Source organism: Akkermansia sp. (assembly GCF_020860705.1).
GTDB lineage: Bacteria > Verrucomicrobiota > Verrucomicrobiia > Verrucomicrobiales > Akkermansiaceae > Akkermansia.
Map to the genome: position 1 here is coordinate 132,295 of NZ_JAJBTT010000018.1, position 12,701 is coordinate 144,995.

The 12,701-nt window shown below is 54.8% G+C and carries 9 protein-coding genes; 6 read left to right on the top strand and 3 right to left on the bottom strand.

Going from position 1 to position 12,701, the window contains the following annotated elements:
- Nucleotides 1-8 precede the first annotated feature (8 nt).
- The 4 genes from LIO64_RS03830 (at nucleotide 9) to LIO64_RS03845 (ending at nucleotide 4,694) form a co-directional block, all read left to right on the top strand.
- Nucleotides 9-875 (top strand): RDD family protein, encoded by an 867-nt coding sequence (locus LIO64_RS03830; protein WP_290548125.1) that lies wholly within the window; start codon nucleotides 9-11, stop codon nucleotides 873-875.
- A gap of 67 nt (nucleotides 876-942) precedes the next feature.
- A complete protein-coding gene (lpxA, locus tag LIO64_RS03835; protein ID WP_290548126.1) occupies nucleotides 943-1,722 on the top strand; it encodes an acyl-ACP--UDP-N-acetylglucosamine O-acyltransferase in 780 nt (259 codons plus the stop codon).
- Between the two features lie 4 nt (nucleotides 1,723-1,726).
- Nucleotides 1,727-2,389, top strand: coding sequence for an HAD family hydrolase (locus tag LIO64_RS03840; RefSeq protein ID WP_290548127.1), 663 nt, complete (start codon nucleotides 1,727-1,729; stop codon nucleotides 2,387-2,389).
- A gap of 154 nt (nucleotides 2,390-2,543) precedes the next feature.
- Nucleotides 2,544-4,694 (top strand): hypothetical protein, encoded by a 2,151-nt coding sequence (locus tag LIO64_RS03845; protein WP_290548128.1) that lies wholly within the window; start codon nucleotides 2,544-2,546, stop codon nucleotides 4,692-4,694.
- Nucleotides 4,695-4,809: 115 nt separating this feature from the next.
- Here LIO64_RS03845 and LIO64_RS03850 read toward each other — a convergent pair whose 3' ends face one another.
- The gene (locus LIO64_RS03850) at nucleotides 4,810-6,072 is read right to left on the bottom strand and encodes a DNA recombination protein RmuC (RefSeq protein ID WP_290548129.1); all 1,263 of its coding nucleotides are present in this window, start codon (nucleotides 6,070-6,072) and stop codon (nucleotides 4,810-4,812) included.
- 17 nt (nucleotides 6,073-6,089) lie between these two features.
- Nucleotides 6,090-8,747, bottom strand: a complete 2,658-nt coding sequence (locus LIO64_RS03855) for a transglycosylase domain-containing protein (RefSeq protein WP_290548130.1) — start codon at nucleotides 8,745-8,747, stop codon at nucleotides 6,090-6,092.
- A gap of 216 nt (nucleotides 8,748-8,963) precedes the next feature.
- On the opposite strand from LIO64_RS03855, the gene LIO64_RS03860 reads away from it, so the two are divergent.
- Together LIO64_RS03860 and LIO64_RS03865 are read left to right on the top strand one after the other, a co-directional pair.
- Entirely contained in the window at nucleotides 8,964-9,911 is a 948-nt protein-coding gene (locus LIO64_RS03860; RefSeq protein WP_290548131.1) for a trypsin-like peptidase domain-containing protein, read from the top strand.
- A complete protein-coding gene (locus LIO64_RS03865; RefSeq protein ID WP_290548132.1) occupies nucleotides 9,908-11,080 on the top strand; it encodes a PDZ domain-containing protein in 1,173 nt (390 codons plus the stop codon). The genes LIO64_RS03860 and LIO64_RS03865 overlap by 4 nt, the downstream gene beginning before the upstream one ends.
- 306 nt (nucleotides 11,081-11,386) lie before the next feature.
- Here the strand turns inward: LIO64_RS03865 and LIO64_RS03870 are convergent, their stop codons facing one another.
- Nucleotides 11,387-12,199 carry a hypothetical protein gene (locus LIO64_RS03870; protein ID WP_290548133.1) on the bottom strand — a complete coding sequence of 271 codons (813 nt, stop codon included), beginning with the start codon at nucleotides 12,197-12,199 and terminating at the stop codon, nucleotides 11,387-11,389.
- Nucleotides 12,200-12,701 lie beyond the last annotated feature (502 nt).

The window sequence follows — 12,701 nt, forward strand, 5'->3', positions numbered from 1 at the left end:
AATTTTCCATGGATATTTACTGGATTCAGGATCATGAAAAGAAGGGGCCTCTTCCGGAGGTGGAGGTGATCTCCATGCTGGAGGCGGGCCTTATTCCGGAAAACGTCCGGGCGTGGCATGCCGGATGCGCGGAATGGGTGCGCATCCATGACCTGCCGGTGCTGAAGGAAATGTTCGCCATCCGGAAGGAAAAAGAGGAACGGCGGAAGGCGGAGGAAGAGGCGCCGGAGGATGAAGCGGCGGAACTCTCCGTAGCGGATCCCGTGGAGGCCGGGACTGTCCCGGAAGAAGCGGAGACGGCTGAAGACGAGGGCGTCGTGCTGGTGGTTCCCTACCCGTACGTCCGTTTTCTGGGAAGAATGGCGGACGTGCTGATGCACATGACGCTGTATCTGGCCGTGCTCAGGATCCTGGGCGTGGCTTTCACTCCCGACTTTCTTCCCGGTTCCTATGAAGCGCTGCTTTACCTCTGCCTGCCGATGGTGCTCATTGAAGCCGCCTTTGTAGGGACGCTGGGCACGACGCCGGGAAAAGCCATGCTGGGCGTTTCCGTAAGGGACTACCAGGGAAACCGCCTTTCCTTCTCCACGGCGTTCAGGCGCTCCCTCTTCGTCATGGTGCTGGGCCTGGGGTGTTTTGCCCCCTCCCTGATGGCGCTGGCCCTGTTCTTCTCCTGGTGGTGGGTGCGCCGCTTCGGCTTTACCCCCTGGGACAGGAAGCTGGGCACTACGGATGTTCTGAATGAATCCCTTACCCTCCGCAAGGTAGTAATGACGCTGGTGCTGATCATCCTCTGCCTCCAGATCATGTATGTGCTGCTGATCCCCTGGCTACCGGAGATAGAAGCTTCTATGGCAGCCTCCGGGCAAATGTGACAAAAAGGACTCCTGTGCAGGATTTAGCCTTTTAATCACCTGAATTTGTTTCATACTTACGGCAGCCATGCCAGAAATACACCCAACGGCAGTAGTGCATCCTACTGCGGAGATCGCGGATGATGTTAAAATCGGTCCCTTTTGCGTTGTCGGAGAACATGTAAAGCTGGGCCCCGGCTGCGTGCTGTACAGCCATGTGGTCATTGACGGCCCTTCCTCCTTCGGCAGCGGCAACGAATTTTTCCCGTTTTCCGTTGTCGGCCTGAAAAGCCAGGATTTGAAATACCAGGGGGAACCGACCTATCTGGAAGTGGGAGATAACAACGTCTTCCGTGAAAACGCCACCATCAACCGGGCTACGGACATCGGCGGGACGACGCGGATAGGCAGCAACAACCTTTTCTTGGTGTCCTGCCACGCCGGGCATGACTGCCAGATTGGCAATCATGTGATTTTCTCCGGCTTTGCCACTGCCGCCGGGCATGTTACGGTGGGGGATTACGCCATTCTGGCCGGATGCTGCGCCGTGCACCAGTTCGTCAGCATCGGGGAGCACTCCATGGTGGGGGCCATGGCCCGCGTGAGCCAGGACGTGCTGCCGTATACCATTGTGGAAGGCCACCCGGCCGTGACGCGTTCCGTCAACTCCATCGGCATGCAGAGGCGCGGATTTTCCGAGGAAGACCTGCGGGCTGTCCGGATGTGCTACAAAAAGCTTTTCGTCAACAAGAAGCTGTCCGTCCATGAAGCCCTGGAAGAGCTTCGGAACTCGGACTATGCGGAGAATGCCTGCCTGAAAAGGATCGTCAAGTCCGTGGAAACTTCCGAACGTGGATTTTGCCACTGAGTCCATGAAAACAGGTTTTGTCTTTGATCTGGACGGAACGCTGGTGGACTCCATCCCCGGCATCGCCCGCGGTCTGAACCTGGCCTTGAAATCCCTGGGGTATCCGGAGCATTCCGTGGATGCCATCCGGGGAATGGTGGGCAGGGGAGCGCGGGAACTCTGTCTGGCTTCCCTGAGGGAATACTTCAACGGGGACGTGCCGGAAAAAGCCTTTGAAGCGGTGCACCAGGGATTCATGCGGGAATATCCCCATACTTGGCAGGACGGCACGGAGTCGTACCCCGGCATCCGTGAAATGCTGTTGGAGCTGGCCGCAGAAGGGCATCCCCTGGGCGTTCTGTCCAACAAGCCCCATGTAGTCACGGGGCCGCTGGTTCGCCATATCCTTCCCGATGTTCCTTTTCAGGTGGTAATGGGTTTTTCCGAACGTTTCCCCCGCAAGCCGGAGCCTGATTCCCTGCTGTCCATTGTCCGGGCTTGGGACAGGGAGCCGGGGCAGGTATGCATGGTGGGGGATTCCGCCCACGATGGCAATACGGCCGTCAATGCCGGAACGCGCCTGGTTCTGGTAGGGTGGGGTTACAGTTCCCGCGCCGCGCTGGACGCCTTCCAGGTGCCTGTTTGTGAGTCCGTTGCTGCGTTGAAAGACCTCCTTTTTAGATTATAGTCGTTTTCTATTCCAATTACTTATGGACAGTTTCTATGGTTCGAGGATAAGGAGAGCCGTCGGAAGATTGGCGGGTGCCTGGCTGCATGTACTATGTTTCGTGGGATGTCTGTTATGGGCGGTTTCCTGCTATTTGCTGACTTTCCCAGGATACATGGGATATGATCCTTCCGAGTCTTTGCAGACTTTTCTTGTTCCTCCTTTGGCGGATTGGCATCCTCCTTTATATGGGGCATTAATGGGAGGGATCTATCTTCTGGGAATTTATCCTCCTATAATATTGAATGGAATTTCCCTATTGATGACTTCCGGCGGAGTGTGGTGCTTGTACTGGATATTGAGCAAAAGATATCGACTGGCATGGTTGATAATTCTTCTTCTTCCTGCTCTGACTCTGATGAGGTTTGGAACGGTGCACGGCAAGGATGATTTGATGATGGGGTTTCTTTTGATTTCTCTTGCATGCGTATTTGCCATTCATTCTTCTATGGACAGGAGAAAATTGGCATGGTTGTTATCATGCGAAACCCTATGCTGCATGGCTGTCATTGCTCTGAGGCACAATGGAGTTTTACTAGCGTTTGCATTGATTTTCACAACCATGTTACGACTGTACAAGTCTGGGAATTGGTGGAAGCCATTGCTGGTTTCTATAACGGTTCCATTTTTAATGCTTGTCGGAATTCATCTAGGTACGAAAGCTTTTATTGAAGTACGGCAAGCGCATCCTCTAACGCAGCAAATGATCCGTGATATCGTTGCTATAGAGAGATTGAAGGGAACAGACAGCAATTTTCTTGCTGAATTACCAGACATGAATTCTCGTACTGTTCAGCTTTTTGCCCATGGTTGCGAAAGGGAGGCTAATGAGGGACATTTTGGGTGCTTGATGGATCATTTGGTTCAAGGAATAGGTCTAATGCCGATGACAGATCGACAGGCTGATACTTTGACGCAAATATGGTTGGAGCGGATAAAAAGTCATCCTTTGGAATTTAGTGTGGCCCGCGGCATTTTCATGATGCAACACTGCTTGCAGGCAGAAGTCATTCCTGAACCGATCAGAAATTGGATTCAAGGAATGTTTCCTCGTTGCCGGATTACTGAAAGCGTGTGGTCCGGCTGGGTGTGGTCCATCGTGTTTGGGGGTATGCTGCTAGTATCTTTCTTTTTTTTCCTGGTTGCCCTTATTAAGCTGTTGCGAGATCCTGTTCGGGCTGACCGTGAGCGCTGGATAAATATTTTAACGGCATCCTTGCTGGTATTTGCCAATTTTACAGCTTATATGATTGTTCCTCAAGGAATTGTCACTCGATATATGTGGCCATCCGAGGTGGGAATGTTTTTGTTGCTTGTCGTGGCAGGGCCTGTCGTAATAAGTTCAAACCCTTTTCGTATGTCGTGTGGGAAAAGTTTTCTGAAGAGTTTGGTGCTTTTTACCTTGGCATTTGTCTTGTCTGCTGTGTGCATTTGGGTTCACTACAGGAACATTATTTTTCCCTCTCCGAGACAGGGAATGACTGTGTTAGAGGCACCTCCGGGTAGTTGTTTGATGCTGGAAAAAAATGTGTTGCGTGTATGCGATGCTCCGTTTGGGAGATTTGGTTATTATGGATTGGATCCTCTTATTCAGCATGCGTATTCTGCCTATTCCATCAAAAGATTTTCCGGGGAAGGGAATGTTTTTTTGGCTGAATCTCATGATTTAGCGTTTTGTCCACAGATGCCTCTTTCTTTTCTTAGGAAATTAGGATTGAAAGGAACTTATTACGGCAATTATAGCGGAATTGTTCCATTCCAGGAAATAGGGAAGGAGGATATTCTACTTGTAGAACGCCGTTCCATGGAAATTCATTATACGCAACTATTCAAATATGAAATGAGGGAAAGGCTTGATTATATGTGGAAAGCTCCACAGGAAAAGGTTAGGCAGGTAATTCTTCCTTTGTGTGGAGGAAGCCTTTCTGGAAAAGTATCTCTTTTGAAATCCCCAGAAGATGAATATACCTGGTACGTAGGTTTTGTCCTGGAGGAAAACGGGGAAGGGAATGAACGAGAGTGGTGCCGAAACAGGTATGTGCTCCATTTGAAAGGAGATAATGGTAGCGAAGGGATTTGTGAAATGCAGCACTCTTGGTGTAATGATCCGGGCATGATCCATTGGCAGAAACCTGGAACGCTTTATTTAAGCGGAAGAACGGAAATTCGAGGAAATTGCCCCACAATAGAAAGTATGGAGGTCTATGATGAAAAAAATGTCTTGCTTTACCGGGTTAAAGGGGATGTTGGCATCGACAGGGAATGACAAAAGAAGATTTGGTCTTATGTTGTTTGTGGGTAGTTATTGATATGAAGCAGGCGTTTTCATTCAAACCGAAGAAATGAAAAGAAGCCATCTACTGAATTTTAAGGCATGCAATTTAAATGTTTGTTTCTGTACAATCATCTATGGAAGAACTTTTTGCCTGGAGGGTGATGTCCTCCAGAGAACCGGGCAGGTCCTTGGTGGACGTAACGCCCAGGTGTTTCAACTTTTGCGCGCGCGGAATGAACCGGTGTTCAAAGGAGGAGACGGTTTTATTATACTGGGTGACAGCCTGGTTCAGACTTCTGCCCAGAGAAGAGAAATGACCGGTAAGAATGGCGCAGGTATCAAATAGGTCTGCTCCGGCTTCCGAGATTTTCTTGGCGTTGTCCGCCAGTTGCTCCTGCTTCCAGCCGTAGGCGACGGTTTTCAGCAGAGCGATCAGGGTGGAAGGCGTGGAGAGGATGACCTTGTTCTCCGCGCCGAATTCAATCAAGGATGGGTCCGCTTCCAGAGCCGCCTGGAAAAAGGCTTCCCCCGGCAGGAACATGATGACGAATTCGGGGCAGGGGGAGAACTGGGCAAAGTAATTTTTAGCGCTCAGCTGCTGGAGGTGCCTCTTCACGTCTGCGGCGTGGCGGCTCATCCACTGGCTGCGTTCTTCCTGTCTGTCCGTCTGTCCGGCATTCAGGTAGGAGGACATGGGAGCTTTCGCGTCAATGATGATGGAACGGCCTCCCGGCAGGTGGATGACCATGTCCGGGCGTACACGTTCCTCTTCCCTGGAACGGGTTTCTTGTGTTGTAAAATCACAGTATTCCACCATTCCCGCCAGTTCCACCACGCGGCGCAGCTGAAGTTCCCCCCACTGGCCGCGGGCGCTGTTGTGGTGCAGGGCCTGGGAAAGCCTGGCAGTCTCATTCTTCAGGGCTTCATTCCCGGAAAGGATATAGCGGATCTGCGTTTTCAGGTCCGTATACGCGCCCACGCGGTCCTTCTCTATTTCTCCCAGCCGGGACTGGACGAGTTTCAAGGATTCGCTCACTGGCTTAAGCATGGACTCAATGGCCTGTTTGCGGGACTCCAGCTCATGAGTGGCCTGCTGGCGCTGGTTCTGGAGCCGCGTTTCAGCCAGGTTCAGGAATTGTTTTTCCGAATTCCGGAGGACTTCCGCGCTGATGCCGGCGAAGGAATCCTTCAGCACCTCTTCCGCACGGTGGAGCATCTGGGTCCTGTCCTCCGCCCGTTCCTGCCAGGAGCGGGCTTCCGCTTCCAGACGGACGGAGCGGTCCCGGTAGCGCAGCAGGAAAACGAGCAGCACTACACAGGCAACCAGCAATAGAAGGGAGAGGCTCCAGGGAATCAGGGGGGGAATCATGGCAAGGAGGAAGGTGGTCAGATGGGGGTGGCGTAGGGGATGCCGTCCGGGTCTTCCACGGGTTCGGCCAGAGGAATATTGTCGTCGCTGCCGTCGAGCGGCTCTGCGTAGGGGATATTCTCTTCCGTATCCGGCTCCGCCATGGGGATGTGCTTTTCACACATCTTGGTGGGGGCCTGGTAGCCGGCGGAAGTTTCAAAATACGCCGTTTTGGCATACTGGCAGCCGGAATGGGCCAGTTGGTTGGATTCCCGGCAGACGAGCACGGCCTGGCCTTCCGAACCTGGACGGGTGCGGATGGCGTTGGCTGGGTAGCCTTCCTTCTGCGCGGCAAGCATGATGTCCACCCAGACGGGCAGGGCCAGCGTGCCGCCGTATCCCTTTTCCAGGATCTTGGTGGAGGTGTCAAATCCCACCCAGACGCTGCAGGTGAGGTTGGAGGTGTACCCGGCGAACCACGCGTTCGTGTAATTGTTCGTGGTCCCGGTCTTGCCGCCGCAGGGGGCCTTGAAGCCCAGTGTGGTGATTCTGCCCGCCGTGCCTCCCGGCTTGCAGACCTGCTGGAGGATGGAGGAGGTGATGTTGGCCGCGCGCTGGGAATATACGGTGCGCTTGCTCTTGGTGATGGCGAAGCGCGGCTGCCCCTTGGAATCCGTGATGTGGTCAATGATATACGGTGTGGGACGCACGCCGCCGTTGGCGAAGACGCTGTAGGCGCTGGCGATGTCCAGCGGGGAGGCCTCCCAGGTGCCCAGGTAAAGGGCCGGGGTGCGGGAAATGTTCCCGTGGAAGCCGGCCAGCTGCGCAGCCTGGATGACGTTGGAAAGTCCGGCCCTGTTGCCGATGCGCACGGACATGGTGTTGCGGGAAAGGATGAGGCCGAAGGACGCCGGTTTCATGCCACGGTACGTGCCGTCCGAGTTGCGGGGGGACCAGTTGGCGGCGCCGCGTATTTCCCCGTAGGCAATCCGGTCATCGGAAATGCGGGTATCCGCGGAATTGCCCTGCTGGAAAAAGGTGGCGTAAATAAACGGCTTGAACAGGGAACCCGTCTGCCTCCTGGACTGAATGGCGCGGTTCAGCTTGGATTCCTCCGCATCACGGCCGCCGACGACGGCGAGGAGCGCGCCTGTGGCGTTGTCCATGACCACGGCGGCGGACTGGATATAATTGGGCATGGGAGGCTTCCTTCCTTCCTTCCGCTCTGCGGGGAGGGCCTTCCAGGCGGCCAGGGCGGCCTGATATTCCGCCTTGGTGGTCAATTTGTTTTTGAGGATGCCTTTCTTCTCCCTTCCGGCTTGCAGGGAGGCCAAGTGCTTTTTAAAATCCTTGCGCTCTTCCAGGGCGCCCATGTGCTTGTTGATAGCGTCCAGCGTGGCGTTTTGCAGGTCCAGGTCCAGCGTGGTGTGGACCACCAGGCCGCCCAGGCGGATATCTTCTTCCTCCAGAATGGCGTCCAGCTCCCGGCGTACAAGGTCCATGGCGTAATTTTCCTCCGACCGGGACTGGGGCGTCCGGGTGACGATGGGTTCCGCCAGGGCCGCCTCATACTGCACCTGCGTGATCTTGCCCTCGTTTTTCAGCAGGCCCAGGACGATGTCGCGTACTTTTTTGGCTTCCTCCGGATGCTTGATGGGGGAGAAATCATTCGGGCCGTAAATGATGCCGGCCAGCGTGGCGCATTCCGCCAGGGACAGATCCCGCGGCTCCTTGTCGTAATAGCCCCGTGCCGCCGCCGCAATTCCCAGGAAGGTGTGCCCCCAGAAAATGCGGTTGATATAGGTCTCCAGAATCTCGTCTTTCGTGTAGGTGGCTTCAATGCGTTTGGCCAGAGCCACTTCCGTCAGTTTGGAATGAAGATTGCGTTCCCGGTGGTTGTACGTGATTTTGGCGAGCTGCATGGTCAGGGTGGAAGCCCCCTGGGTGGCCCTCTTGTGCTTCAGCACCTGGGCGAAGGCACGGCCTACGCCTATCCAGTCCACGCCGCCGTGGTGGTAAAAGCGGTTGTCTTCACGAAGAATCAGCGCGTCAATGAAAATGGGGGGGACTTCCTGGAGGGAGACGCGCTTGCGGTTTTCCCCGTGCAGGGTTCCGATGGTCCGGTTCTTGCGGTCCAGAATGACCGTGCGTTCAGGAATGTTGCTTTTGACCTCGGAGATGTCATAGCGGTTGGAAATGGTGCCGTAAAGGAACACCAGGATGGAGCCGATCACGATCCCTACGAAACAGCAGCCCAGCAGGATGCGCAGTGGCCAGCTGATAAACCACCGGATGTTCCGTGTCAGGGAGCCGATGAAGCGGAAGGGCATCAGCAGGACGAACAGCAGGGCGCCGAAAATCGTAAAGCGCGGCTTGCGCGGTCTTCCTGCGCGTGGCGCGCGGGAATCCTCCCCTGGTTCGGGATACTCTTCTTCTGGGGTCGGACGGGAGGCTCGCCGCGGGCGTGGAGGCGGTGTGTCATACCGGGAAGAACCGCCGCGGGAATTGCCCGCTCTGCGGGTGGGGCCTGGAATGACGGCCGGACCGGGATCCTCCTGCGGCAGACCGGGATAGGACGGACGGGGCGCAGGCCTTTTCCTGCGTTGCGTTTGGGAACGGGAAGCCGTTTCTTCGTCCTGGATGCGTTCTCGCCAGGAGCCGGCATTTCGTTTCCGTGATTTGTCGTTTAAACCCATCCGTAGGGGAATTCTATCACAAACAAACGGAATGGTCTAAGCAAAAGATGGTGCGCCATGTCGCAATCTGTAGACAAAATCGTGTCGGTTTGAGCGTTTTTATAGTAGGATATGATCTATCATTCGATTATCGGTAATTTCATGATATCAGCAATAAGGATGGCGAGTTTTTATTACTTGGTCGTTGGGGGGATGATGTCCCTGTTTTTTGGAGGAATGAGTCTTGCCGGAAATGTCTCTTCCATGGCGGACTTGCAGAAACATGTCCATGAGGTGGCTTCCAAGGTTACTGCTGCTACGGTGGCGCTGGTTTCCGATGGGGGAGAGACGGGGAGCGGCGTGATTGTCTCACCGCAGGGACTCATTTTAACGGCAGCCCATGTGGTGGGGGGCGATGAAGTCATGCGCGTGGTCTTTGCGGATGGGCGCGTGGTCAAAGGCCGTGTGCTGGGGGCCAATTTTACGCGGGACGCCGCCATGGTGCAAATCATGGAAGGCGGTGATTACCCCTATGTGGAACTGGGGGAATCCGATGGGCTGCATGTGGGGGATTTTGTGGTGGCCCTGGGCCATTCCAAGGGGTTTGACCCGGAACGACGCGCGCCTATTCGCCTGGGGCGGCTCTGCACGGATGGAAAGCAGCGCTTTCTTATTTCGGAATGCACGCTCATCGGCGGGGATTCCGGCGGCCCTCTCTTTGATTTGTCCGGAAAACTGGTGGGCATTCATTCTTCCATCGGCCCCATGTTGAAAATTAACAACCATGTTCCCGTTTCCGTTTTCCGGAGTGACTGGGACAAACTGCTTTCCGGGCGGCATTGGGGCCAGCTTGGCCTCCATCCCATGGCTGACCCGGAATCTCCCGTGCTGGGATTCGCCATGATGGACGTGCTGGGCGTGGATGGTGTGGTGGTGGAAGACGTAGTGGTGAATTCTCCGGCGGATACGGCGGGAATCAAGCCAGGGGACGTCATTACCCATATGGACAGCCGGACCCTGCGTTCCGTGCGGGATATGCTCCGTGAGCTGGGCAGGCACCGTCCCGGGGAAACCGTTCCGGTAGTGGTGGTGAGGAAAGGGACTGCCTACAAGGCGGATCTTACATTCGGCAGGCGCGGAGATCTGATGTCCGGCCTGAAACATCAGGAAGAAACTCAAGGATGATGATAAAATACTTATGGGCGGCATTCGCGGCGGCCACCGCCTGTGCCCAGGATATAGAATCCCCTCTTCCTCCGGACCAGATGATTGCGCCGGAGGACAAGATGGTGCTGGACAGCCAGGCCAAGGAAATCTTTCAGGAATGGGACAAGGTGGCTGTTCCGGTGGGGCAATCCGTCGTGGCTCTGGTGGCCGGCAACTCGCAGGTAGCGTTGGGAACGGTAGTAGGCAAGGGGAAAGTTTTGACCAAGCTCAGTGATCTCCAGAAGGAACGGCGTCCGGTCATGCTGGTGGATTCTTCCGGGCGGGTTTATGACGCCAAGGTGCTCTTTGCCCTTCCGGAACATGATCTGCTGATGATGGATGTGCCGGGGCTGCCCGCTCCCCCCATTGACCTGAACTCCTATGTACAGGCGCAGGAAGGGGATGTGATTGCGGCCGTGTCTCCCACCGGGCATGTCAGTGACTTTGGGGTGGTTTCCGTGGCGCAGCGCAGCTTGCGGGCGGATGACCAGCCTTATCTGGGCATCGTCTCCGATCCTCGCTGGGATGGGGAAGGCGTCATGATCGGCGGTGTGGAGGCCGGAAGCGGCGCGCACCGCAGTGGCCTGCTGGCTGGTGACGTGCTGATGAAGCTGAACGGAAAGCCGGTGGACGGCATGTATTCCATCCGTGCCGCCATGGTTGGAGTGCATCCCGGTGAAACGGTCCCCGTGGAAGTGAGAAGGCAGAACCAGGTGATTGAAGGAAAACTGCTCACCGGCCCGAGGCCCAGGGTGATGAAATTCCCCCAGAAACGTCTGGACATGATGAACTCCATGGGTAACCGGATGAGCTTGAAAAGGGATGAATTCCCTCTGGTCATCCAGTCCGACATGACGCTGTATCCGGAGCGGGCCGGATGTCCGGTCATTGACATCAACGGAAAATTTGTGGGGCTGGCCCTGAGCCGTGCAGGACGGACGGAAACCTACATCCTTCCTTCCTGGATCTGCCGGGAACTGGTGGAAGGGGTGCTTCCGAAGGTGCAGCAGTACCAGGCTGGACGGGGAGAGAATATTCCGGAGGCCCAGCCTGTGGATGATTCCTATGACGCCCGGCGTCTGGAGGAAAACCGCCGCAAGGTGGAGGACAAGATGAGCCGTCAGGGCCTGGTGCCGAAGGTCTATTAAAGCTGTTCGGATTCCCGGAAGATTCACTCCGGGAATCCGAGGCTTTATGGACTCTTTCTGCCGTCTGATTTCCGCTGGGAGAAAGCTTTTTCCCTCGCCGTTCCTGTCGTCTCTTGTGGGAATCGTGCCGTTTTTTACGGAAGGAGGAATTGCCGCGCGGCTTTTCCGAAAATGCGGCTTCCGTTTTTTCTGTCGGGAAGCTCCGGATTTTTTATCCGGCAGCTATGGCGGAAGGGTTGGATGAAGGTATAAAAAAACGGGTATCGCTACCCGTTTTTGAATGATTGATGCTGGTATGGGAAAAACTTACTTGCCTGCAGAGGCTGTTGCCGGTTTTTCCTTGAAGATCATCAGCTCCGTCAGAACGACGGTGCGTCCGGAAGAATCCGGGGAAATGATCATGACCACTTTTCGTCCGGGGTAGGTGGTCAGCATCATGCCCCTGTCCTTGACCTTGACAACTTTACCGTTCTTCAAACGGGTCATGTATGTCAAATTGGCGGGAGTGGTGCGGGAGACGTTAGAATCTATAGCATCCTTGCCGAAAATATAAGTAGACTTGCTGGGCAGCTCAATGACGCTTTTTTCACCGGTGGGAGGCTTCGGAAGTTCAAGAGTGAAGGTGCGTCCGGTCAGGTTCTGGATATAGACGCAGTTCATCGGCAGTTCCGCCTCATTGATGAAATCCAGAGTAATCTCTCCGCTGCTGTTCTTGCCTACCAGCGCCAGGGTTTTGGGACCGAGATCTGTCGGCAGGGGCTTGCTGACGAGCTTGTTGGTTGGCATGCCCTTTTGGTCTAGGCCACCGAACAGGGTAATGATCTTGCTTTTGGGATACACGCTTCGGCGTCCTGGAAGGGCGGCTCGGATTTCCACTTTTTCCAGCCTTTTGGAATCAATGGGCATGTAAATGGGGGAAGGAAGAGCCATGGGTGCCTTAAGGACGAACCGGATGCCATTGACGGAGGCGGGGGAGAGGGATTTGTCCACCGTATCAGCCGCCGGAGCGTTCGTTTCCGGTTTGGGGGCTTCCGGGTTGGCGGTAGTGCGGCTTTGTCCATGGACGAAAGGCACGCTTCCAAGAAGGCAGGTAATGACCAGGATGGGTAAAATGCGCATATATTCTGGGGTGTGAAAAGTAAGAGGAAAGGGACTGGTGATCTGTTGAATGGACCCTTGATGGACAGCTGTGCAAGTAGAAATGCGGCAGGCTGACTCCATCGGGCCATACGGCATGGACCAGATGCGGACCTTGGCGGGTCTTATATCCCTTGTGAAGTACATGAATGAGGAGGGCCGTGCAAGCTCAAAGTGGGGATGTTGGGGATAAAAAACTGATAAGAACGTTCTGGGAGTAGAAGGGATTTGGTCAAATCATCTATCTTCTCCTTGCGGTGGATGCAGGGGAAGGAAATCCCTTGTTGTTTTCCTATTCCTTCTCTGTTTATAAAAGCGCGTTCTTCCATGCTTGGGAAAAAGAGAGTAGCACTTTTTCTGATATCCTGCTTCTTACTTGGGAAGAAAAGAAGAAATAGGGAATATGGGGGTAATGGGGATTATAGGGGTAATAGGGACTGCCCTATCCACCCTATTCTTCTTGTCCCCTATCTTCCCCTCTAAT

Coding starts and splice junctions, on each gene's coding strand:
- LIO64_RS03850 (WP_290548129.1), bottom strand. CDS start 6,072: ATGATTCCCCCCCTGATTCCCTGGAGCCTCTCCCTTCTATTGCTGGTT.
- LIO64_RS03870 (WP_290548133.1), bottom strand. CDS start 12,199: ATGCGCATTTTACCCATCCTGGTCATTACCTGCCTTCTTGGAAGCGTG.
- LIO64_RS03830 (WP_290548125.1), top strand. CDS start 9: ATGGATATTTACTGGATTCAGGATCATGAAAAGAAGGGGCCTCTTCCG.
- LIO64_RS03855 (WP_290548130.1), bottom strand. CDS start 8,747: ATGGGTTTAAACGACAAATCACGGAAACGAAATGCCGGCTCCTGGCGA.
- LIO64_RS03845 (WP_290548128.1), top strand. CDS start 2,544: ATGGGATATGATCCTTCCGAGTCTTTGCAGACTTTTCTTGTTCCTCCT.
- lpxA (WP_290548126.1), top strand. CDS start 943: ATGCCAGAAATACACCCAACGGCAGTAGTGCATCCTACTGCGGAGATC.
- LIO64_RS03840 (WP_290548127.1), top strand. CDS start 1,727: ATGAAAACAGGTTTTGTCTTTGATCTGGACGGAACGCTGGTGGACTCC.
- LIO64_RS03865 (WP_290548132.1), top strand. CDS start 9,908: ATGATGATAAAATACTTATGGGCGGCATTCGCGGCGGCCACCGCCTGT.
- LIO64_RS03860 (WP_290548131.1), top strand. CDS start 8,964: ATGAGTCTTGCCGGAAATGTCTCTTCCATGGCGGACTTGCAGAAACAT.